The organism is Rhodopirellula baltica SH 1 (assembly GCF_000196115.1).
GTDB lineage: Bacteria > Planctomycetota > Planctomycetia > Pirellulales > Pirellulaceae > Rhodopirellula > Rhodopirellula baltica.
Map to the genome: position 1 here is coordinate 7013409 of NC_005027.1, position 22894 is coordinate 7036302.

Annotated in this window: 21 protein-coding genes and 1 pseudogene; 15 read left to right on the top strand and 7 right to left on the bottom strand. The window is 56.6% G+C overall.

All coding sequences use genetic code 11. The features are described from left to right. Positions 1–224 precede the first annotated feature (224 nt). The 8 genes from RB_RS27125 (at position 225) to RB_RS27160 (ending at position 7965) form a co-directional block, all read left to right on the top strand. A complete protein-coding gene (locus RB_RS27125) occupies positions 225–1433 on the top strand; it encodes a TadE/TadG family type IV pilus assembly protein (RefSeq protein ID WP_231846039.1) in 1209 nt (402 codons plus the stop codon). After that, positions 1430–2638: an AAA family ATPase gene (locus tag RB_RS27130; RefSeq protein ID WP_011124024.1), complete on the top strand. Its 1209-nt coding sequence runs from the start codon at positions 1430–1432 to the stop codon at positions 2636–2638. Before RB_RS27125 ends, RB_RS27130 begins: the two co-directional genes overlap by 4 nt. A 5-nt stretch (positions 2639–2643) precedes the next feature. Then, positions 2644–4044, top strand: a complete 1401-nt coding sequence (locus RB_RS27135) for a CpaF family protein (protein WP_164922599.1) — start codon at positions 2644–2646, stop codon at positions 4042–4044. Further along, positions 4041–4934, top strand: a complete 894-nt coding sequence (locus tag RB_RS27140) for a type II secretion system F family protein (RefSeq protein WP_011124026.1) — start codon at positions 4041–4043, stop codon at positions 4932–4934. Before RB_RS27135 ends, RB_RS27140 begins: the two co-directional genes overlap by 4 nt. 311 nt (positions 4935–5245) lie before the next feature. Continuing rightward, the gene (locus tag RB_RS27145) at positions 5246–6166 is read left to right on the top strand and encodes a type II secretion system F family protein (protein WP_007334794.1); all 921 of its coding nucleotides are present in this window, start codon (positions 5246–5248) and stop codon (positions 6164–6166) included. Then, positions 6163–6528: a DUF192 domain-containing protein gene (locus RB_RS27150; RefSeq protein WP_164922600.1), complete on the top strand. Its 366-nt coding sequence runs from the start codon at positions 6163–6165 to the stop codon at positions 6526–6528. Before RB_RS27145 ends, RB_RS27150 begins: the two co-directional genes overlap by 4 nt. A gap of 11 nt (positions 6529–6539) precedes the next feature. Further along, positions 6540–7247: a HoxN/HupN/NixA family nickel/cobalt transporter gene (locus tag RB_RS27155; RefSeq protein ID WP_011124028.1), complete on the top strand. Its 708-nt coding sequence runs from the start codon at positions 6540–6542 to the stop codon at positions 7245–7247. Positions 7248–7425: 178 nt separating this feature from the next. Continuing rightward, positions 7426–7965, top strand: coding sequence for a Uma2 family endonuclease (locus RB_RS27160; RefSeq protein WP_011124030.1), 540 nt, complete (start codon positions 7426–7428; stop codon positions 7963–7965). Between the two features lie 303 nt (positions 7966–8268). Here the strand turns inward: RB_RS27160 and RB_RS27165 are convergent, their stop codons facing one another. The 5 genes from RB_RS27165 to RB_RS27185 form a co-directional block, all read right to left on the bottom strand. Beyond that, complete coding sequence (locus RB_RS27165) at positions 8269–8901, bottom strand: hypothetical protein (protein WP_011124032.1); 633 nt, start codon at positions 8899–8901, stop codon at positions 8269–8271. Then, positions 8901–9116: a hypothetical protein gene (locus tag RB_RS27170; protein ID WP_231846040.1), complete on the bottom strand. Its 216-nt coding sequence runs from the start codon at positions 9114–9116 to the stop codon at positions 8901–8903. The genes RB_RS27165 and RB_RS27170 overlap by 1 nt, the downstream gene beginning before the upstream one ends. Then, positions 9110–10234, bottom strand: a complete 1125-nt coding sequence (locus RB_RS27175) for an NAD(P)/FAD-dependent oxidoreductase (RefSeq protein WP_011124033.1) — start codon at positions 10232–10234, stop codon at positions 9110–9112. Before RB_RS27175 ends, RB_RS27170 begins: the two co-directional genes overlap by 7 nt. Then, positions 10231–11526 carry a zinc metallochaperone GTPase ZigA gene (zigA, locus tag RB_RS27180; RefSeq protein ID WP_011124034.1) on the bottom strand — a complete coding sequence of 432 codons (1296 nt, stop codon included), beginning with the start codon at positions 11524–11526 and terminating at the stop codon, positions 10231–10233. Before zigA ends, RB_RS27175 begins: the two co-directional genes overlap by 4 nt. Positions 11527–11692: 166 nt before the next feature. After that, positions 11693–12169, bottom strand: a complete 477-nt coding sequence (locus tag RB_RS27185; protein WP_011124036.1) for a hypothetical protein — start codon at positions 12167–12169, stop codon at positions 11693–11695. 177 nt (positions 12170–12346) lie between these two features. On the opposite strand from RB_RS27185, the gene RB_RS27190 reads away from it, so the two are divergent. Beyond that, positions 12347–13354, top strand: a complete 1008-nt coding sequence (locus RB_RS27190; protein ID WP_007334803.1) for a CobW family GTP-binding protein — start codon at positions 12347–12349, stop codon at positions 13352–13354. A gap of 140 nt (positions 13355–13494) precedes the next feature. On the opposite strand, the pseudogene RB_RS27195 reads toward RB_RS27190, so the two are convergent. After that, a pseudogene (locus tag RB_RS27195) lies at positions 13495–14031 on the bottom strand (MerC domain-containing protein); the annotation flags it as partial. Between the two features lie 367 nt (positions 14032–14398). Between RB_RS27195 and RB_RS27200 the strand changes: the two are divergent. From RB_RS27200 to RB_RS27230, 6 genes are all read left to right on the top strand, one after another. Further along, positions 14399–14830 (top strand): Fur family transcriptional regulator, encoded by a 432-nt coding sequence (locus tag RB_RS27200; RefSeq protein ID WP_011124041.1) that lies wholly within the window; start codon positions 14399–14401, stop codon positions 14828–14830. A 560-nt stretch (positions 14831–15390) separates the two neighbouring features. After that, positions 15391–17418: a type II and III secretion system protein family protein gene (locus tag RB_RS27205; protein WP_231846041.1), complete on the top strand. Its 2028-nt coding sequence runs from the start codon at positions 15391–15393 to the stop codon at positions 17416–17418. Further along, positions 17408–17986 carry a hypothetical protein gene (locus RB_RS27210; protein ID WP_011124044.1) on the top strand — a complete coding sequence of 193 codons (579 nt, stop codon included), beginning with the start codon at positions 17408–17410 and terminating at the stop codon, positions 17984–17986. The genes RB_RS27205 and RB_RS27210 overlap by 11 nt, the downstream gene beginning before the upstream one ends. A 161-nt stretch (positions 17987–18147) precedes the next feature. Beyond that, on the top strand, positions 18148–18711 hold the full coding sequence (locus RB_RS27215) for a tetratricopeptide repeat protein (protein WP_231846042.1): 564 nt from the start codon (positions 18148–18150) through the stop codon (positions 18709–18711). Positions 18712–19077: 366 nt separating this feature from the next. Next, entirely contained in the window at positions 19078–20007 is a 930-nt protein-coding gene (locus RB_RS27225) for a metallophosphoesterase (protein WP_011124047.1), read from the top strand. Positions 20008–20010: 3 nt separating this feature from the next. Then, positions 20011–20541: an NUDIX domain-containing protein gene (locus RB_RS27230; RefSeq protein WP_011124048.1), complete on the top strand. Its 531-nt coding sequence runs from the start codon at positions 20011–20013 to the stop codon at positions 20539–20541. An 85-nt stretch (positions 20542–20626) separates the two neighbouring features. Here the strand turns inward: RB_RS27230 and RB_RS27235 are convergent, their stop codons facing one another. Continuing rightward, a complete protein-coding gene (locus RB_RS27235; RefSeq protein ID WP_193427754.1) occupies positions 20627–22585 on the bottom strand; it encodes a PAS domain-containing hybrid sensor histidine kinase/response regulator in 1959 nt (652 codons plus the stop codon). Positions 22586–22894: the final 309 nt, after the last annotated feature.

A 22894-nucleotide genomic window follows, 5' to 3' on the forward strand; every position in this document is an offset into this window, starting at 1 on the left:
CGAGGGGTGGATGTCTTCGACCCCTCCGGGGTCGCGCGTTGTTTGGGGGCGCACGATCCGTGGGTGCGCTTCGCGACCCACGGCTACCGTCTTTGATCCCTTCGGGATCGTTGAGGTGGGAGCGCTGCGGAGCGGTTCATTGCTCGAGTTCAACCCACCGCGGAGCGGTGACAGAGGGTAGCCGGGGGGCGCGTAGCGCACCCCCGGGACGTCGACCAACTCGCGTGTTTGACCCTGGAGGGGTCAAAGAAACTCGGGGTGGAGCGGTGTTGATTTTGATCGTGATCTTGCTGTTTGCGTTGTTCGCGATTGCGGGGCTGCTGATCGATATCGGAATGGCTCGGCTCACTCAAGCTCACATGCAGTCGGTTTCGGATGCGGCTTCATTGGAAGGTGGGTGGCAATTGGCGATGGGGGCTAATCAAACGACGACGCGTATCGCCGTCGTCGACCGTGCCGCAGAGATGTCGGAGAGTTGGGGGCCGCATCGCATCGAACTCGAAGATGGCTACAACCTCGGCGGAAGTGGCAAGCCTGAAAGTTCCCAAACGATCAATCGAGACACGCTCGGCGATCCGGTTCGTCCGATGCTGGATCCGAATGTCGACAACGATCTCGAAGGCGACATCGTGCTCGGTAAGTACTGTGATTGTCGTGAAAACACTGAATGTTGGAAGGAATTTCAGTTGAACCCGTTGCCAGGCCAACCTGTTGGATACGGACGAGGCAAAATGTTTGAGCCAACCGATTTCGACGTTGCGAATTCGGTTTTGGTGCGTCTCCGTCGGACTGGCGAAGACGATCTCGCCGGAGGCACTTCGGCCGAGCGACTGACCTATCTTTGGAGTCGCGGCTCGCTACTCGACTTTGGGTTGAAAGGCTGCGGTATCGCAGTGCGTAGTGAGTCGATTGCAAGACTACAGCCTGTTGTCCACGTTGGCACGCATACAGATCGCGAACAAGGAATCATGACCGCTACGACCGCCGCAGTCCGCGTCGCAGATCTTGACTCCCCCACTTACCCGTTCAATTCACTGCTTTCCGTTGAGGAGCCGTTCGACATCGGAGCGATAGCGACGGAGTCTCCTCCTGTGATCGTACGCGATCCACTGATGACCGACTGGTTTCTGCCGATCGCAAAACAGATACCTGATTCGACGGGCCCTTGGTATGTCGTAGCGTTCACGACGATTCGCTTCGATGGCATCAACAACGCCACGCCACTTTCCCTCGCGGAAATCAATCCGACGACCATCAATGCTTCGTCAAACTTACAGCTTGCTTGGGACACGTTGCGTGCACGATCTTTGGACGCGAGTCGTGAGATCGTTGAAACAAACCGTTCGCTGGCAACAACGCCACTGATTCGTAAACGTCTGTTGCACGCTCCCGTCCTTGTTCGCAGCCAACAAATTCACGGAGGCACGCCATGACCAAGTTCCTTGCTCTTGTTCAATCGGACTCGCTTGAGATTGAATTGGAAGCCGCCACCTCGGCTCTCGAAGGCGATCATGCAGTTGATTTCTGCGTCGATCCTTCGTCCGCAATCCACAATATGCGGCACGATGCACCGGACTTGTTGCTTGTCGAATTGTCGGGTTCGCGTGAGTCGCTGGATGTCTGGCAACATGCAATCGAAGTGCATCAAATCACTTGCCCGATCATCGGCATTTTGGATGATGATGCTGACCCCAGCGATGGACTGCTGGTGGAAGCCGTTCGGATTGGGTTTCGTGATTTCCTGCGGCGTCCAGCCAGTGCTGGAGAGCTTGCCGGTGTGATCCGACGCGTCGCTCGATCTCGTCCCGAATCAGGACGTCGCGGAAGGTTGTTGGCGGTCGCCAGTACCAAGGGAGGCGTTGGGAAATCAACGATCGCGATCAACACCGCCGTTCACTGGGCGGCGTCGACGAATCAACGAGTGCTGTTGGTCGATGCTTCGTTGCAATTGGGAGTGGCGGCATCGTTGTTGGATCTGACACCGGAGATGACGATCGCCGATGTGGCTGCGATGCGAGATCGATTGGATGCGACGATGTTGCGTGAAGTCACCACGCGGCATGAGTCTGGCTTGCACGTCTTGAGTGCACCTCCGACACCGGCGGACGCGTCGGAAGTGGACGACACGTGCATGTCAATCATTTTGGGAGTGGCCAAGTCGGCGTTCGATTTGGTGATCGTCGATTCGTTCCCTTTGTTGGATGCCACAACGCTCGCGATTTTTGATCGAGCGGAGCACGTTGCGGTGGTGACGGAGAACGTCGTGCCCACACTGACGGGCACCGCGGCGATGCTGAAGACGCTGGACCAATTGGACGTTCGCCGAGATCGCCGCTCGTTGATCCTGAATCGGTTCCAAAGTTGTGCGGGCAGTTTGTCGGCGGCCGAAGTGGCGGAGCAACTCGGGGAACCAGTCACTGCGGTGATCAAGTATGACCGCCGTGTTTTGGAAGCCGCGAACCTGGGCCGACCGGTCGTCTCGACGCGTAGTTGGTGGGGTGTCGGCGGAGCGATGCGAAAGCTGGCGGATGAATTGCTACGTCGTGTTGGCACGGACACATCCGTCGTCACGCCAACGGTTGTCCAGCCAAGTTCAACTTCATCCAAGGAGGAGGCCTCGCCGATAGCGGCGGGGTGACTGCCATGGATGAATCCAATCTACGATCGCGACTGGGCAAGGTTGGCCGCCCGACTCGGTTGACGACCAGCAAACCGCAACCAGAACGACTCACCGAAGACACGGCGAAGCAAGCCAGCGACCCGGCACGTCGCGGGCGAGCGGTGACGGTCAAGGGACGATTGCACGGTCAGTTGCTCGATGATCTCGACCGACGCGGTCTGTTGACCGCCAACAACGAACAGCTCAAAGAGGAAGTCGATGCGTTCGTAGCTGAGATTGCCGAGACCGAGCAGTTGCCGCTGAACGATTCGGAACGTTCACGTCTGGCGGACGACTTGTTGGAGGAAACGCTCGGGCTGGGGCCGCTGGCACCGCTGATGGCCGATCCATCGGTCACCGACATTTTGGTCAACGGTCCGCATCATGTTTTTGTGGAACGCTACGGCAAACTTGAGTTGACCGAAGTTGAGTTTCGCGATGACGATCACCTGACGCGAATCATTCAGCGGATCGCGACTCGCGTGGGACGCCGAATCGATGAGTCGCAGCCGATGGTGGATGCACGGCTTCCCGATGGCAGCCGCGTCAACGCAACACTGCCTCCGGTGACCTTGGATGGACCAACGCTTTCGATTCGTCGCTTTGGCCGACGTCGGCTGCGAGCGGAAGAATTGCAGCGACTGGGGATGTTCAATCCAACGATGGCGGAATTCTTTTCCGTCGCAGTGCGATCCCGACTGAACATCCTGATCAGTGGAGGAACGGGCAGCGGCAAGAGTACCTTTCTGGGTGCGATCTGCGAGAGCATTCCAGACGACGAACGCGTGGTAACGATCGAAGACGCGGCGGAATTGGTTTTGGATCAATTGCATGTTGTCCGCATGGAAACGCGACCGGCGAACGTCGAAGGGCGAGGAGCGATCGCGGCCCGTGACTTGGTCGTCAACGCGTTGCGAATGCGACCCGATCGTATCATCGTCGGCGAAGTTCGTGCCGGCGAGACGCTGGACATGCTGCAAGCGATGAACACGGGGCACGATGGTTCGTTGACAACGGTCCACGCGAACAGCCCGCGCGATGCGATCTCACGTTTGTCGACGATGGTGTTGATGAGCGGCATGGAGTTGCCGCCGACCGCAATTCGCGAGCAGATTGTTTCGGCGATTGACCTGATCTTTCACGTTCGTCGCTACGAGGACGGGGTGCGACGTGTCGAATCGGTGGACGAATTGGTGGGGTTGGAAGGCAACACGCCGCAGCTACAACAGATCTTTCGGTTCAATGTTTCGGGCCGGAAAGGCAAACGTTTGCAAGGAACTCATGTTGCGACGGGCACGGTGCCTCGCTTGGTCGAGAAGTTGCACGCTCGCGCGATCGAGGTGCCGACGACTTGGTTTGAGACCGGGGGTGGTTCAGCGTCATGACGGTCCTCCTCATTCTGGCTGTCACCTCGTTCGTGCTCGCCGGTGCGACGCTGACTCTGCGTCGTTCGTTGGCTGGTGCGACGGCAGGCAATCGGCTCGGTGACAGCATCGCTTTGCTTTCTCAAACAAGCGATCCGTTGCCGATCGATGCGAGCTCGGCACGCGCGGACCGTCGACAAATCATTCAACCACTCTCGCATCCGCTTCGTTTTGTCCCCTTCGTCATTGGCGCGTTGGTTTCGTTGACGCTTGGCCTGTTGACCTCCATTCCGTTGTCGATCGTGGCGGCGATCGGAGTCGTCATCGCGTTGTTGTTGGCTCAGCTCGAATCGGGTTGGTACGCTTGGCGACTCAGTCGAATCGAACGTCAATTGATTGATCTGCTGGACATGATGATCCCGATGTTGCGCAGTGGGGCTGGAGCGTCGGCGGCGTTGGCGGCTGCATCGGAGGTGACGGCATCGCCTTTGCGAGATCAAATTCATTGGTGCGTGCGACGCATCCAATTGGGCGATTCAGGAAGCAGCGTCTTCCGTGAACTGGCCCGCCGGATGCCCATTGATGCGATGGAATTGTTTTCCACGACGATGAGCGTTCACTGGGAGACAGGTGGTTCGCTCGCTCCGGTGCTGGCTTCCGTCGCACGGGTCGCTCGAGACCGGCAGGAGGTGGCTCGTCGAATTCGCAGCAACATCGCACAAAGCCAATTTTCGACGATCGCGGTTTTGTTGCTGATCTACTTTGTTGCTTTGGTGTTGTGGCTGGATCGGCCGGAGTGGATGAAGGAGTTCGCCAGCAGTTCACTTGGATCGGCCGCCATCGCAGCGACGATCGTGCTGCAGGCCGTCGGAATTATTTGGATGAACGCGATCAGTCGGCCAAAGGCGTGAGCGATGAATGAAAATCTTCTCGCCCATCGAGGGGCCAATGTTCGATCGACCGTGATGCTGCGTTATCCGTGGGTGCGCTTCGCGACCAACGGCTACCATCCACGACCCCTCCGGGGTCGAAATCCGTTTTGGGGCGCGTTGACCGTGGGTTCGCTCCGCGACCCACGGCTACCGTCTTCGATCCCTTCGGGATCGGTGCAGCGGCATGACTGCGAAGCGGTGATAGAAGGTAGCCGGGGGTCGCGTAGCGCACCCTCGGTACACGAGCGTTCCGGTGAGCCCGACCCCAACGGGGGCGAAGAGGGACGATCATGAGCGTATCGTTGCGAGTCACGATCGTCGTTGCCCTTTGGTTGGGCATCATCCTCGTTTGCTATTCCGTTTGGCGAAGGTACCAACGGCGTGGTGAGGCGTTGGACCGTTTGCAACGGGACGTGACGCGGACGGAATCATCTGAAGTCGAGGAAAGCCAAATCAGTTGGCTTCGTCGTCGTATGATGCTGGCCGGATACAGCACACCAGCGGCGGGGACACTGTTGGTTGCCGCGACGATCCTGATGTTGGTCAGCGGTATCTTCTGTGCGTTGTTGTTTCGCTGGTCCGGGTTGCAGCAAGTTTTTCTGGAAGGCATTGAATCCGTGCCGGGTGGGTTGTCCGGCATGCTCGCGCCCGTGGTCATTGTTTCGCCTTGGTTGATCGCCATCATCCTTGCTTCCTTGCCAATCCTGGTGGTGCGTGCATCACGTCGTGCCCGAGTGTTGCAGGTGTCGCGTGATCTGCCGCTTGCGATGGATCTCTGGGCGACGCTCTCCGAAGGAGGCCTCGGATTTGATGCGGCCTTGGATCGTTGGCAGCGGACTCAACGTCCCGACCGAGTGCTGGCCAGCGCATGCCGCGGTTTTCAACGCGACTTGCTGGGTGGCATGCGACGGAGCGTTGCGTTTCGCAGATTGGCGGGCCGGTTGGACGTTCCACCGCTCACTCGATTCACCGCCGCGATGATCCAGTCCGAACAAATGGGAGCCAGCGTTTCGGAAACGTTGCGATTGCAAGCCGAAGATGTCCGAGCCGAGCGTCGTGAAAAGTCGATGGCGTTCGCACAATCACTTGCGACCAAACGAGTCATCCCGCTGGTGGTTTGTTTCTTGCCAGGCCTATTCGTTTGGCCCCTCGGTCCATTCTTCACTCAGCTATTGCGAATCGTCGATTCGTTGACAGGCGGTGGAGGATGAAACACTTGATTGACGCGACCACCCACGAAGTTTTGTTGAACAAAGTCGAAGTCGCCGACACCTTCTGGCAGCGATTCAAAGGCTTGCAGTTCCGATCGCCGTTGCCCGCAGATACCGGATTGTTGATCACGCCTTGTTCGTCACTGCACACTTGTTTCATGCGGTTTCCGATCGACGTGGTCATGTTGGACCAAGAACTATGCGTTGTTGGAATTCGGAAACAGGTTCGTCCTTGGAAAGCCATCCTTTGCGTTTCAGGAACCAAGTCGGTCGTTGAAATGACGGCGGTTTCGAAGGATTGGGAAGTCGGTCGGAAGCTCCAACTTGTTAGCGGTCTCGAAGAACGTCCTTGTAAGCACTAGGCGAGAAAATCATGCACACACATTCTCATGAACTGACGCTTGGACTTGCGTTCTTCCTTGGTGCGTTGCACGCCTTGGAACCGGGGCATGGCAAGACCGCGATGTTGGTTTATCTATCCGGTGAGCGTCGAAGTTTCTGGCACCCGATCGTGATGGGGATTTCGAGCGGGCTGGCTCACTCCGTTTCGTTGATCGCGATCGCGATGGCGGTGCACCTGACACATCATCTGGTTTCGGGCGCACACCATCACGACGATGAAGTGGTCACGCAATCGCTGCAGTGGATCAGCGCGGCGTTGGTGATGTGTGTCGGGGTTTGGATGCTGTGGTCAGCTTGGCGGGCGAAGCCGATGGCGTGTGGTTGCAAGTCGCATCAGCACACAAGTTGCGATGCTGAGCCGGTGTCGAAACGATCGAGCTACTCGATGAGTGCTCTGCTTGGCGTTGCGTTTGGGCTGCTTCCCTGTCCTTCGGCCTTGGCGGCCTACTTCACCAGCATGTCGACTGGATCGCCAGTCGCAGCCTACGCCGTGATCGGCTTGTTCGCCGCTGGGATTGCCAGCAGCCTGACGCTGGTCGGAATTCTGTTGCAACGTTTCGGCGGCAGTCTGATCCGCAAGGACAGCCGAATCGGAAAGCTGCCGTGGCCGTATCTGCGTGCCGGATTGATCCTGGCGGTTGGCGTTTTCTACTGCAGTCGGCTCGCACTGACCGCTTGATCGCCTGGTGGGATTGACTGGTTGCGAGAATCACAAGTGTTTTCTCGCGTCTCTCGCTCGAACGGAATCGTTGTTAGAATGCGAGAGTTGGCTCAGTGGGCAGTCGGACCGGCTCTGCTTGTTTGCCATCTTCGTAAGAGCCGACCGGTTGAGGGGACGCATTTACTAGGAATCAAATATGTCGAGTGCATACGAGTCTTCGCCGCACTACACCGCAAGCGACTATCAGCACTGGAAGGGTGACTGGGAATTGTGGGAGGGGATTGCGATCGCGATGAGCCCCAGCCCATTTGGTCGACATCAGCTTGCGTTGACCGAACTTGCAGGATTGCTTCGAAACGCGATTCAAGATGCGGGTTGCGACGCGAGAGCGGTCGTGGAGCTCGATTGGATCGTCAGTGACGATACCGTTGTGCGACCGGACGTGATGGTTGTCTGCGGCGATCCACCCGAACGGCATCTGGAGAAGGCTCCCGCAGTCGCTATCGAAGTGCTCTCGGAATCCACGCGAAAAAACGACTTGGGTTACAAGCGGCGTCTCTATCATCAGCATGGCATCGAAGCCTATCTCATCGTTGACCCGCAAGACAAAACGGTCGTTCTCGATCGACGCCAAGAGGATGGTGGCTATCAAACCGAAGACGTGAGCGGTTCGGTCGCCTTTCGTGTCTGCGACGACTACGAGATCAAATTCTCGGTTGAAACGCTGTTCCGGTAATTGAAAATTTGTCTCGCCGCATGGCGGTTACCAACTTGGCTTGGTCGGACCGGTCGCTAGTTTCCGCACACGCGATGGAACAATCGGTGGTAGCGGGGCCTCAAAACTCAGCCAACTGTCGTCTTGCACCGCATTTGTTCGGCCACAAAGGCACAGAGGCCACAAAGAAAGATCGACTTTGTAGCCAAAACCTCTGTGCTCTGTGTGTCTCTGTGGCAAGCATGATTCATCCAGGAACGTTAGACCGCAACGAATGGTGAAGTAGTCACGCCACTGCTCGTAATTTGGGGAATCACGCTGCTGTCATTCATCGTCCGGTTCCATTTGCATCAACAAATCCGATTCCGGCTCAGATCGAATTGGAATCCATGTGTGAGCATTGGCCGCGACCGTCTGCGAAAGCCTTCGCCATGACGAGGCAAGTTGTTCGGCAGGAATGAACAATCGCTCGCCATTGTTCCATTGAACGAGTGTTTGGCGGCGATAGCCGAGTCCCAGCGTGGTCGCGACCCGCGATTCATAGCCACGGATCCAATCCAATAGCCGTAACAGCAAACTGACGCAGTCATATTGACGCTTCGGTGGTGGATCGGCGAACTCGGGCAAGTCGTCGTTCGACCAGGGTGGGCACTTCAGATTCGACAGCGGGGTGTACTTGGGGGTGAAGCCGAAACGTTCGATGAACAAGCCTCCGATGGAGTCGTCACCGATGTAGACGCCAAAGCCGCGCAAAACGATTCTGCAGCTCGGAGAAAGTTCCAGTGTGTAAACGCTGGAACAGTTCTTTCGATCTCGTGGTGGTGAGCGTTTGTGAAAGCCGTTCTGAATCAACCAATTGCCGTCCGGGCAAGCGACATCCTGTCCCCAACACCAACATTGTTGACTGAGCAGTCCGGCGGCCCACTTTCGATCGGATACCACATCTCGATCGGACATCAGGTCGACTCACGCAGGGCGGCGAGGTTGGCGATCATCCAGGCAGATGCCGCAGCCAGTTGCATGCTGTCACCCGCCGTCGATATGCCATAGGCAAAGACGCTGGCGATCCAACAGGCACTCGCGATTGTTTGGCCGAACCAGGAAAGGGTCAGCGCGTTTCGCCATGATTTTGGAAATTCGCTCTCTTTCTCCAATGCCTTCGTACTCAACACACGCACTCCTCACCACAACACGAAAGATCATCCAGATACATACCCCACCTGCGATACGTTTCCAGTTCTTCGGCGGGCAAGCCGAGTGAAGTGGCGATCGCTTTAGCAACCACAGCGAACCGTTGCCGATACTTGTAGATAAAACAGAAAATATGGTGGTCATGGCGGACCAGCGGACCACACAGGAACATCCCCGGAACGAGCGACGACTCGTCATTCTCGGTGAGCAGCGGGAAACCATCCCCGCGAAGCTCAAACATGTTTTCGATCAGAAGATGGCTTCCGCTGAAACCGCCCGCATACAGCGGACGCGTGGAGGTTCGAAACACACGGCCATCGACTGCTCTGACCTCGTAGCCAACGTCGACCCGATCCACGGAAGCAATGGGCGTGTTGGGTAACAACTCGACTTGCTCTTCGAACCACTCTTCACGCATGCGTTCGAGCGTGCAGGGCGAAAGGGAAACACTAGGATCCGAGCTTTCGTCTTCCCACGGTTGAGCGTTGTCGAACAGGCGGACTGACTTGTCGTTAGAGGACAAGTGGAAGGCCGCATCCACGCCGCTTTCCGAACCGCCAATCACAATGAATTCCTCTCCCTTCAGTTCGGCGAAGCTCGGCACCGTCGCCGTGTGCATGCAATGTTCGCATCCCGGAAAACCATGCCTTCGTGGATACTGGAATTCACCGGCTGCCCAAATCACGTGCGTGGCGAAAAGGGTTTCCGAACTGGTTGTGATCTGAAACAGACTCTTTGCCTGGTCGATGCATTGGACATCGACACCTTCTTGAACGGGCAATTCAAAGAACTGTGAGACGCCACGCAGATGGGACGCATACTCCTGGCCTGTGGGGTGTTCCACTTCAAGGCTGTACCCGGGGGAGACGCCGATCGCGATGGAGTTCAGGTCCAACATGCCGATGGAATTCGTCGGAAATGACGGCGTGATGAATCGGGTTTCAGCAGGCCAGCGGTCGAAGGACTCACCCACCCGCTGCCGGTCGAGAATTCGGAAGTTCTCAATCCCGGCGTGTTTGAGTGCGACTGCCACGCCGATTCCGGCTGCACCAGCGCCGATGACAATGACGTCGTAGACATATTGCCCGACTTGAGTCACTGCAGAACCTCATGTGCAGTTGCTTCATCTGAAGCGAGCATTTCGTCGAGGTCCGTTTCCAGTTCAATCGGCGGCAATGGATCTTCCATGTTCGTCCAGGCTTCCGGGCCTTGAGCAAACTCCATGTCAGTCAGCAAGCAGTCATCGAGAATCTGGGTAATTCGTTCTTGGCTCATCGCGTTTCCGATGAAGACCAATTCTTGATGGCGATCGCCGTGTTCGCCGACGAATTTCGATCGAATCTCTGCAATGGACTCGGAATCATCCGGCCATTCGTTTTCCGGTGCGGCCGCCCACCAGAAACCGGCTGGGTTCATGCGGATCGAGCAACCGGCTTGTGACCAGTCGTAGGCCCAGTCGTGACGCGACGCGATCCACATCAATCCTTTGCTGCGAAGCACTCCGGTGAACAAGCCTTCTTCCATGTCAGCATCCAGAGCGTTCGTCAACCGCTTGGGATGGAATGGGCGATGGGCTCGATAAACGAAATTCGAGATGCCGTATTCTTCGGTCTCGGTTTCCTCTTCCCCACGAGGCACCTCCAACCACCCTGGCTGCGTCTCGGCTTCACTCAGAGAATAGAGCCCGGTGCCCATGATTTCGGATAGCTCAACACGGCTTTCCGTCGTGGTCAGAATTTTGGATTCAGCGTTGAGTTGACGCAGAATCCGTGTGAGCTGCTCCAGTTCATACGGCGAGATCAAATCGGTTTTGTTGACAAGGATGACGTTGGCGAATTCAACTTGATCGACCAACAAGTCCACAATGTTGCGAGTGTCCTCTTCGCTCAAACCCAACCGTCGGTCGGTGAGATCATCCCAGGAGCCGAAGTCTTTCATGAAATTTCCCGCGTCGACCACGGTCACCATCGTGTCCAGTTCCGCGACCAGCGACAGACTATCACCCTCTTCGTCTTCGAAAGTGAAGGTTTCCGCGACCGGCATCGGTTCGGAGATACCAGTGGATTCGATCAGCAGATAATCAAAGCGGCCATCGCGAGCCAATCGGCGAACTTCGATGAGCAAGTCTTCGCGAAGCGTGCAGCAGATGCAGCCGTTGGACATCTCGACGAGCTGTTCCTCGGTGCGAGATAGATTCGCGTCGCCCGATTTGACCAGCGCCGCGTCGATGTTGACTTCGCTCATGTCGTTGACGATCACCGCGACTCGCAATCCGTCTCGATTGATCAGGATGTGGTTGAGCAGTGTCGTCTTGCCGGCTCCGAGGAATCCGGAAAGCACGGTAACAGGAAGACGTTCAGCTTGGGGCGTTTTGGAATCGGTTTGGTTCATTGAATTATCGAGAGGGTGGTTGGGATGGGGGATTAGGCTGGAGGGAAACTTTGCTGTTGTAGCGAAACGTGCGGAGCGTTTCGGTTGAAGCAGGGATTGCCGAAAGCCTTGGCGGCTTCCGCTACAGCAAATGGGACACGTGTTATGCGTTCGGTTCGATTGCTGCTCACTGCAACTTGGCCAGCAGCGAACTCTTCTGCAATTCTTGATTGCGACGCGGGGACGGTGATGCGACGGGAACGACCTTCACGCCATGGTTTGCCAGACGCTCTCGATAGATGGCTTCGATTGGCAGTTCCTCACTTGGGCAGTAGAGGTAGCACTTCGCGTTGAGCAATCGAGCGATGGGTAGAGCTGGGACCGTCCGCCGGTTGTCGTTGGCGGGTAGGTCTTCTCGATCAAAAAGACACACCGCAGGAGCGTCGGTCCACGTCGATATCTGGTCGAGCAATCGCTTGTGGGCAACGACAAGAATCGGACCACTTTGGTGTGACGACTCAGTCGTCGATTCGGCACTTCGGTTCGCAACGTTGCTGCCGCGAATATCCGTGGGCTGTTGCAGAGAGGGTTGGTCGGCGACCGCGAAGGCCCCACCACCGGATAACGCAACGATCAAGCAGAGTGTTCGGAACTTGAGCAACATGGAAGAACCCTTCGAAGGAGAAGAAGCGATAGCAGCCGATACGACGCGATTTAGTGTATGACAACACGACGCACCTGCAATACGTATGCATGTGGAAAGTGTTCTCGAAAATCTGTTAAACTCTCGAGAACGGATGCCAATCCGCAGACTGCAAGTTAGCCCTGTTCGATTTTGACGATGCCAATACCAACCAATTTGATCACCGGGTTCCTTGGGTCAGGGAAGACGACCGCGATCAATCGTTTGCTCACGCATCGACCTGACGGTGAGCGATGGTCGATCTTTGTCAACGAATACGGCATGGTGACTGTGGACGAGATGCTGATCGACTCGGAGTCACCGGAGGTTAGCGTGCAGGAACTCGGTGGCGGTTGCTTGTGCTGCACCGTCGCGTTTGCTTTTGATGCAGTCTTCAGTCAATTCATTCGTCGCAGCAAACCAGACCGGTTGTTCTTGGAACCCAGCGGCGCGGGGCATCCAGCGGCCTTGATCGACAAGTTGAGGGACGAGAACTTTCGTCGAGCGATCGATCTTCGGGCAACAATTTGTTTGGTTGATCCTGAAGATTGGAGCAAACCGCAGTGGCGGGATTCCGAGGTCTTTCATGACCAGGTTCAAATGGCCGATGTCGTCGCGATCAACTTCACCGACAAGCGAGACCCCGAGTTGACGCAGCAATGCCGTGAATGGATTGAATCATTCGACCCGCCCAAGATGCTGATTGTTGAAACGGACCATGGGCGAATCGATCCCGCGTGGCTCGATATCCAAAACACGGTTGTCCGCCCACCCAAGTTTGGCGAGGCTCATTCGCACAATCATTCCTATGCGGCCGGGCATGTGGATGCGGGCGGGCTGACTTCGATTGAGGCCCCGCCGATGTTGGGAAAGCCCAAACGGATTGAAAACGAGGGCGACGGGCAGTGGGCGTGCGGGTGGATCTTTTCCGTCGATGAAGTTTTTGATCGGGATCAGTTGCTGGACCTACTTGGCTATCTGCAGCCGGTCGTGCGGCTCAAAGGCGTGTTTCGGTGCCAGGATGATTGGTGGGTGATCAATCGCAGCAAGAATGAGACCTCATTCAGCACCACGGCGTATCGTCGCGACAGCCGATTGGAAGTCATCACTGACAGAGCGACCTCGGGCTGGGACGAAGTGGAACAGCTGCTACTGAAGTGCAAGTAGCGATTGGAGGTCGCGTCGTGATGCTCACCGGATCAGGCAGCTTGCATTTCCGGTTCGCAGCAACCGCAGAGGCATCCGTATCGTCGATTCAGCAAGTGAGCGCAAACCAGGAGGAGTCCGCCGATCGGTGTGATCCAGAGTGCAAAGGGAGCGACCAAGGCTTGCAACCCAGATTGCTCCGGGGTGCTCCCACTAGCAGCCAAACTGCTCAGGGTGGATTCCGCACCATCGGAACCGGCATCTGCACCAGCCGCGGCGGTGCAATGTTCACAGCATGCGTCGGTGCAAACGGCGGCATCGGTCGCCGCGATGGTGGATGTCTCACAGGCTGCACAGCAGTCGCCGGCCGAGCCAAATGCTGCGCTGGTGATCAGGACCAGTCCCACGCTGGCGATTGCGATCGGTGTCATCCGGCGATGCTTGCGGAAGCCAGGGACGAAAGCCGCGATCGCGATCAAGAAGCAAGCCAGCGCCATCCACTGATGAAAGGATTCGTCTGCCAGGAAGCTGAGTCCCAGCGCTGGCAAGAATGCGATCACAAACGGCATTGCCGCACAATGAATCGCACATCCGATCGATGCAACGATCCCAACCCAGTCGCGCCAAGTGGAAATTCTCGTGGGCTCGGAACTGCTGAGCGGCAGAGCACTGGCGGGTTGATAGGGGACATCGCTCATTGATCAGGCTCCGTCATGGTCGTTGGGGCTTCTTTTCCCAGTGCTGGTAAAGGAAAAGACACGCAATTGGCTTTTGGGAAACATGTCTAGGTATCGTGCATGCAGATGCAAGTTATGTGCATTAAAGGATGCGGGTGATCGCTTGTCAATCTGAAATGCAACGCTTGTGCATAAACAACTGAAGTGATGTCTATGGAAAAGAGCGAATGGGTCACTGGGAAGCTCGGGGAAGCAGCTATTCCGGGGACATCCACGCCCCACAGGATCGTGCCTGCCGATTTTGTGGATTTGCAAAAGAATTGCAGGTTGATATGCTGGAGGATCGTCGTCGAATCCTGGTCAGGTTCATTTCTTTTAGGTCACCTCTGTGAGCAAGTCGTCTGAGTCAATCGAAGCTATCAAGCAGGCCATTCGTGATGCGGGGTTGCGAGCAACCCCTGCGAGAATCGCCACACTCGTCATGCTTCGAGAGGCGAAGGCACCTCTGACCCACGCGGATGTCGCTGAGCAACTGGCCGCCAGCGGCGTGGACAAAGCGACTGCGTTTCGCAACTTGAACGACATGACGGACTCCGGTTTGCTGCGTCGGACCGAGTTGGGGGATCACGTTTGGCGATTCGAAGCGATCGCGGAGGGGGAGAACGACCAATCGGCCCACCCGCACTTCCTGTGCGTCGATTGCGGCACGGTGTCTTGCCTGAACGACGTGAAATTGACCGCGGGCAGCCAGCGAGAGAGCGGCAAGGTTGGCGAAGTGACCGAAATTCTGCTTCGCGGCCATTGCAACGACTGCCAATAGGTTGGGGCCGCATTCCGCGCGTCCGATCTGCGACTCCCGGTGGGGTCGATGTGAACGTTGCGTAAGCTTCCGGCGGTATTCGCTACGCTCGACCGCCAGCTACCTTCTTAAAACGCCTTTGGCGTAAAGATGACCGTGGGGTTGTTGATGACGCGCTGGATCCAATGCAGAGCCCTCGCTTCGCTCGATCCTCCCAATGGCAGGGTGGTGATAACCGCCTGCCAATACAGCACTTAAAAACTGCACAGCCTCTGCGTTCAGTAGGGTGAATAGACCCTGCGATCACGGCCGTTTTAGACCTTCCGGCTGAAGCTGCATGGGGTACCAGGATCAAGAGCACCACGCGTGTTCTTGGCGAAATTCATGGCTGTGAATAACCAGCGGCAATCGCCAGCGTGATCGACGGGACACCGCCAACGATGTGAACGCGGCTCAAGTTGTCTTCCGATTGTGCCGATTGGGAGGGTTGTCCTGTGGTCGGACCCGTCCTGCTGGTGCTGCGTCGATTACGGCGACGCTTTGCGCAGGTCTTTTTGCAGTCCATTCACGGAAGACGTTTCATGACCCCTAAGTCGGCAATGCCGCTGAGATCTCCGCTGCGTCGCGTTTTGGCGACGCTGCTCATGGGGTGGATCGCGATGCCAGCGTTCGCACAAGAACGCGGTCCGGTCCGATTGCCAGAAACCAATCTGCAAATCGGTGAGCCTCGGCCGCTCCGTTCTGACTTGGAACTTCCAAGCGATGATCGTGCGATCCCATGGCAACCGATTCCGGATGTCGGCCCTTCACGCATTCAATCGGGGTTGCCCGCGGAGTTGATCCTGCCGCCGCCCAGTGACGCTGCCAAGCAACGAGCGAGTCGCTTTGTTGAATCCGAGATCGACCCCGAGATACCACTTTCGCTGGTCCTCGGTCGTCCCAAGATTCTACGCCTTGCCGATACGCCAACGCGAATTTATGTCCCCGATGAGGACACCATTCGCACGGAAATCATCGATCAAGAAAGCGGACGTGAATTGGCCGTCACTGGCGTTCAGCCGGGAACGACGACCTTGATGCTGTGGTTCAAAGACAGCGGTGCGCCGAGCGGTCAAAGTGTGGTCAGCTACTTGGTGCGGGTTTACGAGGATCCGATTCTTGCCAAGCCGGTTGGCGACCTGGAAACGGAACTGAATGAGAAGTTTCCAAACAGCTTTGTTGAACTCGACGAAATCGCCGATCGTTTGATCGTTCGCGGGCAAGCACCGGATGCGATCGAGATGTCACAAATCTTGCAAATCTTGACCGGTGCACGCGGAGTTCGGGCGGGTCTGACCCGACCTGCGAACCCGGTCACCGTTGCGGCGGCTTATGACTTCGTCGGAGCGGTGGATCCACTCACCAGCGAAGAGGCTGCCGCGGAGCGACGACGCAACCTGGACCCGATCGCATTGTCGCAAGCCGGGATCATCAACCAGATGAAGATCGTTGGCGAGCAACAGGTCATGTTGAAAGTCACCGTTGCGGAAGTCAACCGAAGTGCCGCTCGCAGCATCGGGTTGAATTTTGGCGTCGACAACGACAACGGTTTGACGGTCTTTCAGTCATTGACCGGCAATCTCGCCAGCACTCAAAGCCAATCCGGCGCCAACATTCTTGCGTCGTTGGACATGGGGCAAGTCCGCTTGGCCATCGAAGCACTCCGACGATTGAATCTTTCGCGAACATTGGCCGAGCCCAACTTGGTCGCGATGAACGGCCAGCCGGCAGATTTCCAAGCCGGCGGTCAGTTCCCCATTCCGATCATCAGCAGCGGCGGTGTTGGCAACAACCTGCAAGGCGTCTCGTTTGTTCCCTTTGGTGTGCAATTGCAGTTCACTCCGTTCATCCAAGATCGCGACGTGATCCGATTGCAAATGAACGCCGAAGTCAGCACTCGCGATGAATCGTTGGGAACAAGCATCGGCGGCGGAGGCGGGGGGACTCAGGTCTCGGGCCTGAACAGTCGCAACTTTTCCACGACGGTGCAGCTTCGAAGTGGCCAAACGATTGCGGTCGCCGGTTTGCTGCAGACGAACTATGGGGCCAGTTCGGATCGGACGCCGTTCTGGGGTGACTTGCCGATCATTGGAGCAACCGGTGGCGTCAATCGCAGCAGCAGCGGTGAACAGGAACTTGTCATTCTCGTCACGCCTCATTTGGTCGCCCCGGTTGATGCTTGCGAAACTCCCGCTCTACCGGGCAGCGACGTGTACGAGCCCAGCGACATTGAGTTCTTCATCGCGAATCGTTTGGAGAGTCGACGGTCCAAAGACCATCGGTCCTCTGTTCGGACGGACTATGCAAGACAGAAACGTGCAGAGCATTGCTGTCCAGAGCTCTTCATGATTGGCGAGGTTGGTCCGACGGATCGCTGTTGTCCTCGACCATCACCCGTACCACACACGGCCATTCGATCTCAAAACCAACCGGTGAGTTACCAACCGATGACCACCATCGAGAAGGGTTCCACTGAACCACTCCCGGTTGCGGTGCCAGCCCAGCAAGGTGCTGTCTTGGAAGGTTCGTCGCTACGCCAAATGATTCAGCGAGGCAGTCATGCTCAATAAACCAAAGATGATCGGGCTCGCCGCGACAAGTTTGGCGTTCGCTTTGGCGACGACCGTCGGTTGCACTTCTCGAGGCGGAATCTTGGGCGTCGATCGATGCGCGGACATTCCCGCCGGGGCAATCCCAGAGCCTGCTGGTTCCAAGGTTTGCAACTGGCAAACGGCCCAAGTCACCGGTGCGGTTGCCGATCAAACGGTGCTGTACAACGCTGACTTCATCGGCATGAGTGCGGAGCTTTCACCGGGAGCGACCGAGCGAATGGCTCGCAATGCAAACAGCGGGTTGGCCGTCACTCAGCCGTCGTTGATCGAGCCATCTGGCAACCATGAATTGGACGCCGCGAGAGTCAACGCGGTCGTCGGCCAACTGGCATCATTCGGAATCACTTCACCGGTCGTCGAAGTTGCCACGCCTGCTGCACTGGGGTTGCGTGGTCCTCAGGCGGAGCGAGTCGCCAGTGGATTCGGAGCCATCCGCAATTCGTCCTCTGGAACGGAGGCACCAATTTCGCAACCCTCGGGCTTGGGCGGTCAGTCCTTTGGCAGCCAGGTTGGGGGAATCTTTTGATGCACCTTTGCCGCATCGCACGTCGACGAAATCGGATCCTGCTTTTGATGTTGTTGCCGCTGGCCATTGGTTGCAACAGCATCGAAAAAGATCACCAGTCTGATTTTTTGAAGCCGTTCGCATCGACTGAATCAACAGGTACCAGGGCGGCGAGTCAGCCGATGCCCAGCGAACGTGCTCTTTGCATCGAAACCGCAAAGACGGTCGCCCAAAAGGGGCACGCTGAAGAAGCCCTCAAACTCTTTGAGCGAGCCGAAGAACTGGATCCGACCGCCATGTCGCTGGATGCCGATCTCGCGCCTTTGTATGCGGAAGTTCGCGACCATGATTCTGCCATCGAACGATACAAGCTCTGCGTTCAGCGGATGCCTGATGACGCTGAGTTGATCAACAACTATGCCTGGACATTGATGGAAGCGGGACGTTTCGAACAAGCGATCGCGGAAGCAAGCAGTGGCGTGCAGAAATTTCCGGAGGACACACGTCTGAGATCAACGCTTGCGATGGTCCACTATCGAAATGGCGACCATGCCAAGTCGTTCCAGCATTGGGAACTCGCGATTGGAAAGACGGCGGCGCACCACAATCTCGCATTGCTGGACATCGATGCCGGAAACGTCGACTCCGCAAGAGAACACCTGCGTCAAGCAAAGCAGGATCCCGAACTGGATAGCCGAGCCAACGTCATGATGGCGGCTTTTGAGACGTCATCGCAAAAACACTGAGCGGTGACGTAGTTGCCCCATGGCTCCGCCGTTCTTTTGGAGTGAGGTTCCAGTAGGCTTTCGCTCTGGCCTTCCACTCGGCCGGCTCTGCATTTCTACGCGAAAGCGTTGATGATCGAGCGATGTGACACGCGTTCTGAACGAATGATGGTCGCAATCATGGGATTGGACTTGGGACGCGTCTGAACAGGCGGATGCCCTCCCGCATCGAGGCACAAACCCTGGCAGGTCTTGGTTTCAGCGGTGCCGCGTGATGTTAGGGATCGACGAGGTGTTTGATGATCTTGCTCGCCCAGCAAGCCATCATTGATTGCTATGATGGCTCCGGAATGGAACCGGGCCACCCAGCAATCAGGATGACAGATTTTGCCTCAGCACTACGACATCATTGGCGATATTCATGGGCATGCGGAGGAGTTGGTTCGGTTGTTGTTGGATTTGGAGTACCAGCGACACGGCCACGGTTTTCGACACGCGGATCGGATGGTGCTTTTCGTTGGAGACTTGATCGATCGTGGACCCGCGATCGCGGATGTGATCCAGATCGTTCGTTCGATGGTCGATGCCGGTGACGCTCTCGTGGTGATGGGCAACCACGAGTTCAATGCGATTGCTTTTCATACCGCCGTGCCAGGGACCACAAAGCAATGGTATCGCGAGCACTCTGATAAGAATCGCAACCAGCACCAAGCCACTTTGGATCAGTTGTCGACGCGAGAATTGACCGATGCGATCGCTTGGTTTCGAACTTTACCGGTGGCGTTGGAACTCAACGGCGTCCGCGTCGTTCATGCGGCTTGGATGGAGGATAGGATCGGCGAAATCAATCGGTCGTTGGATACATTCGGTCCTTTCACGCCTGAATTTTTGGCGGAGGCCACGAGACCGTGCAGTGAATTGCACGCGGCCGTCGAAGATGTGCTCAAGGGACCGGAATTGAGGTTGCCCAGTGGGTATGAAATCGTGGACAAGTCCGGACATGTGCGAGACACGGTTCGGGTGAAGTGGTATGAGCAGCCAGCGGGACGTACCTACCGCGGCTATCATTTTGGGTCAGACGACGTACCCGACCTGGCAATCGATCCTGCTGCCGCTGAGCGACTGGTTGGTTACTCGCTCGATGCTCCACCGGTGTTGGTGGGCCATTATTGGTTGACGGGCATGCCTGTTCCGTTGGCGGCCAATGTGGCCTGCACCGATTACAGCGTCGCCAAGAACGGCAAGTTGGTGGCGTACCGATGGGATGGCGAAATCGCGTTGTCAGCGCAGAAGTTTCATTGGGTTGGAAAGGAGTGACCGATGCTGGATTGGATCAAGGTGGCCGGGAAGCTGGCGTATGACCGCCCGACTCGCGAGCGATTGCTGGGTTACCGGCCGGTGGTGATTTGTTTGATCCAGTCGCTCGAACGAGATGCGTTTCTATTTGTTCAGCCGGCAGCAGGTCGCGGAGCTTGGATGCCACCGCAAGAAGGCATCCCGCCGAACGCATCGGTCGAAGAAGCGACGTCCCAATGTTTGAACGTTGAACTTGGTGTCAGTCGAAACCAAATGCATTTCCGGCGTTCGGTTTGGTTGGGACGCAAAGCGATCCCGGAGCGACAAGGTAGTCGCGACGTCGAGTTTTCGATCCGACCGATGCAGGGCAAGGCTTACTATGGGTCGCTGAGTAAGGTCGCCGAAGACACGCTGATCACATGCAACCCCGCGGAGGTTTCTGGCCACGAGTGGATGAGCATGGCCGAAATTCGAGATCGGATGACCGGGAATTCGGATCGCAAACGTGAGCTGTTACGAGTGTTGTTCGCGAAGCTGGTGCAGATGGAACTTTAGGATGCTGATGTAGCCTGTACTGCGGGCTGATGTCACAGCAACCCGGAATCGCTGACGATTGGTGCGTCAGGATGTGAGCCGTACGCTATGCCGTCAGCAAACGGTCGATCATCCGTATCAGCAGTTTGCTATCGAGCGGTTTGGTGGTGTAGTCCGTGCATCCAACGCTGAGGCACACGTCGCGATCGCTGTTCATGGCATTCGCCGTCAATGCGATGATGGGAAGCTCGAAGCCGCGTTTTCGCAATTCGCTCGTCGCGTCATAGCCATCCATGATTGGCATCTGCATGTCCATCACGATCAAGTCAACGTCGTCGGCATCACCGGTTTCCATGAACTCGACCGCTTCCTTTCCGTTGGTGGCCGTGACCACTTCACCGCCGGCACGTTCAATGAAGTGCTGGGCTAAGTACCGGATGTCTCGTCGGTCATCAACGACCAACACTTTTGCGTCAAGGTGGATTTCCCCGTGAGGAACATCGGCCGAGATCGAAAGGGCCAAGTTCGGATTGACCAGCTGAACATCAGGGTCGACTTTGACCGACAAAGTGAACCGGCTTCCAACTCCATACTGGCTCTCAACATCGACTTGCCCGTTCAACGCGTGAGCGAGTCGGTGACAGATGGCGAGCCCCAACCCCGTGCCACCGAACGATCGCGTCGAGGTGTTGTCGACTTGCACGAAAGGATCAAACAGTTTGTCGATTTCGTCGGATTGGATTCCGATACCGGTGTCAATCACATGAAATTGAAGGCAGCTGTTGGCTTCGTCGAATCGAACAGTTAGTCGTACGACGCCCTCATCGGTGAATTTGATTGCGTTGCCGACCAAGTTCACCAAAATCTGTCGAATCCGGATCGCATCGGTGTGAATGACCGCGGGAACCGGACCGTCAAACTCGATCTGAAGTGGCAGCTTCTTTTCCGCCGCACGCACGTCCATCAGCGATCGCACTTCTGCCACGATCGCATCTGGCCGAACCGGTTGTTTGGCCACTTCAAGTTTGCCCGCGTCGATTTTGGACAAATCCAAAATGTCGTTGATGATACCCAGCAAGAAATTGCCGTTGCGACGGATGGTATCAACGACTTGCAAATTGTCCGGATCCCGTAGGTGGTCGCGAAGAATATCCGCATGCCCCAGGATGGCGGCCATCGGCGTGCGAATTTCATGCGACATGTTCGCAAGAAACTCGCCGCGAGATCGGTTTGCTGCTTCGGCCGCGTCTCGAGCGTCCTGCAGCGATTGCTCAAAGAGTTTGCGATCGGTGATGTCTTGCATCGTTCCGATCACTCGTTCGGGGATGGAACCCGGGTGCCGCTCATCGAACAAAAGCAGCCCTGAATTGATGATCCAGCGGACTTCGCCATCGGGACGCACGATCCGGTGTTCCAACTTGAAGCTGTGCTTGGCGTCTTTGCCGGACAACGACAAAAATAGTTGGCGGTATCGAGCACGATCTTCCGGGTGCACTCGATCGAACATCGCGGTTCGCGTGAATGTCTCTCCGATTTCAATGCCAAAGATACGATAGATTTCGTCGGACCAAACGCAGTCCGAACTACGGATGTCCAAATCGTAAGTGCCGAAGCCGGTCACCTCAGCGGCGAGCTTCAGACGTGTCTCACCCGTGCGAATGTTGTGTTCTGTTTCTTTCTGTTCGGTGATATCAATCGCGGCGACCATGCCAGAAACGGGCACGCGTTTTCCATCGACCTCATCAAAGAAAATTCGTTTGCGAACACTCACCCACCGAACTTCGCCCTTGGGGTGAACCACTCGGTGTTGAGTGGCGAATTCGCCGGTGCCATCGGGTTCGAGGGATTGCTTCACCTTGCGTTCAATGTCGAAGACATCATCCGGATGAAATCTGCGATGCACTTCCTCTCGGGTGACTTCCTGGTTGGCTGGCAAACCAAACAGCACGGCGGCTTTCTCGTCCGCAACTGCTACACCACTCAGGTAGTCGATCTCGATGATCCCGAATTCAGCCACCGACACGGCAAGTCGCAAACGCTCTTCTGTCGTGCTCTGACGTCTCAAGGATCTGGTCCGGTGGGTCGCTCTGGAGGAACTAAATCGAAAGAAGGGGATCCGTCTTGGACTGTCGATGCATCGAGAGGAAAGATGCCAGTGCCACGGCGTCGGTGCGAAGGGATAATGTAGCGAAAGGAGCAAACTTTGGGCCGCTCGAAACAGCGTTCGGTTACAGAAAGCTGAGAGATCTGAATCGTCCGGTGCTATTCACAGTGTCGAGTGATCGGCCCCGGAATGCAATGCGAGATGCGCTGCGAAAACTGCTACGTCTTCTGACTTGATGCTATCGCAAAGGAAGGCGATCAGCTCGGTTTC

Bases quoted from the DNA above. Each gene is read 5' to 3' on its own strand.
- RB_RS27190 (WP_007334803.1), top strand. From the start codon at position 12,347: ATGCCAATACCAACCAATTTGATCACCGGGTTCCTTGGGTCAGGGAAG.
- RB_RS27165 (WP_011124032.1), bottom strand. From the start codon at position 8,901: ATGTCCGATCGAGATGTGGTATCCGATCGAAAGTGGGCCGCCGGACTG.
- RB_RS27230 (WP_011124048.1), top strand. From the start codon at position 20,011: ATGCTGGATTGGATCAAGGTGGCCGGGAAGCTGGCGTATGACCGCCCG.
- RB_RS27130 (WP_011124024.1), top strand. From the start codon at position 1,430: ATGACCAAGTTCCTTGCTCTTGTTCAATCGGACTCGCTTGAGATTGAA.
- RB_RS27210 (WP_011124044.1), top strand. From the start codon at position 17,408: ATGCTCAATAAACCAAAGATGATCGGGCTCGCCGCGACAAGTTTGGCG.
- RB_RS27145 (WP_007334794.1), top strand. From the start codon at position 5,246: ATGAGCGTATCGTTGCGAGTCACGATCGTCGTTGCCCTTTGGTTGGGC.
- RB_RS27160 (WP_011124030.1), top strand. From the start codon at position 7,426: ATGTCGAGTGCATACGAGTCTTCGCCGCACTACACCGCAAGCGACTAT.
- RB_RS27215 (WP_231846042.1), top strand. From the start codon at position 18,148: ATGCCCAGCGAACGTGCTCTTTGCATCGAAACCGCAAAGACGGTCGCC.
- RB_RS27185 (WP_011124036.1), bottom strand. From the start codon at position 12,169: ATGTTGCTCAAGTTCCGAACACTCTGCTTGATCGTTGCGTTATCCGGT.
- zigA (WP_011124034.1), bottom strand. From the start codon at position 11,526: ATGAACCAAACCGATTCCAAAACGCCCCAAGCTGAACGTCTTCCTGTT.
- RB_RS27140 (WP_011124026.1), top strand. From the start codon at position 4,041: ATGACGGTCCTCCTCATTCTGGCTGTCACCTCGTTCGTGCTCGCCGGT.
- RB_RS27150 (WP_164922600.1), top strand. From the start codon at position 6,163: ATGAAACACTTGATTGACGCGACCACCCACGAAGTTTTGTTGAACAAA.
- RB_RS27205 (WP_231846041.1), top strand. From the start codon at position 15,391: ATGACCCCTAAGTCGGCAATGCCGCTGAGATCTCCGCTGCGTCGCGTT.
- RB_RS27155 (WP_011124028.1), top strand. From the start codon at position 6,540: ATGCACACACATTCTCATGAACTGACGCTTGGACTTGCGTTCTTCCTT.
- RB_RS27135 (WP_164922599.1), top strand. From the start codon at position 2,644: ATGGATGAATCCAATCTACGATCGCGACTGGGCAAGGTTGGCCGCCCG.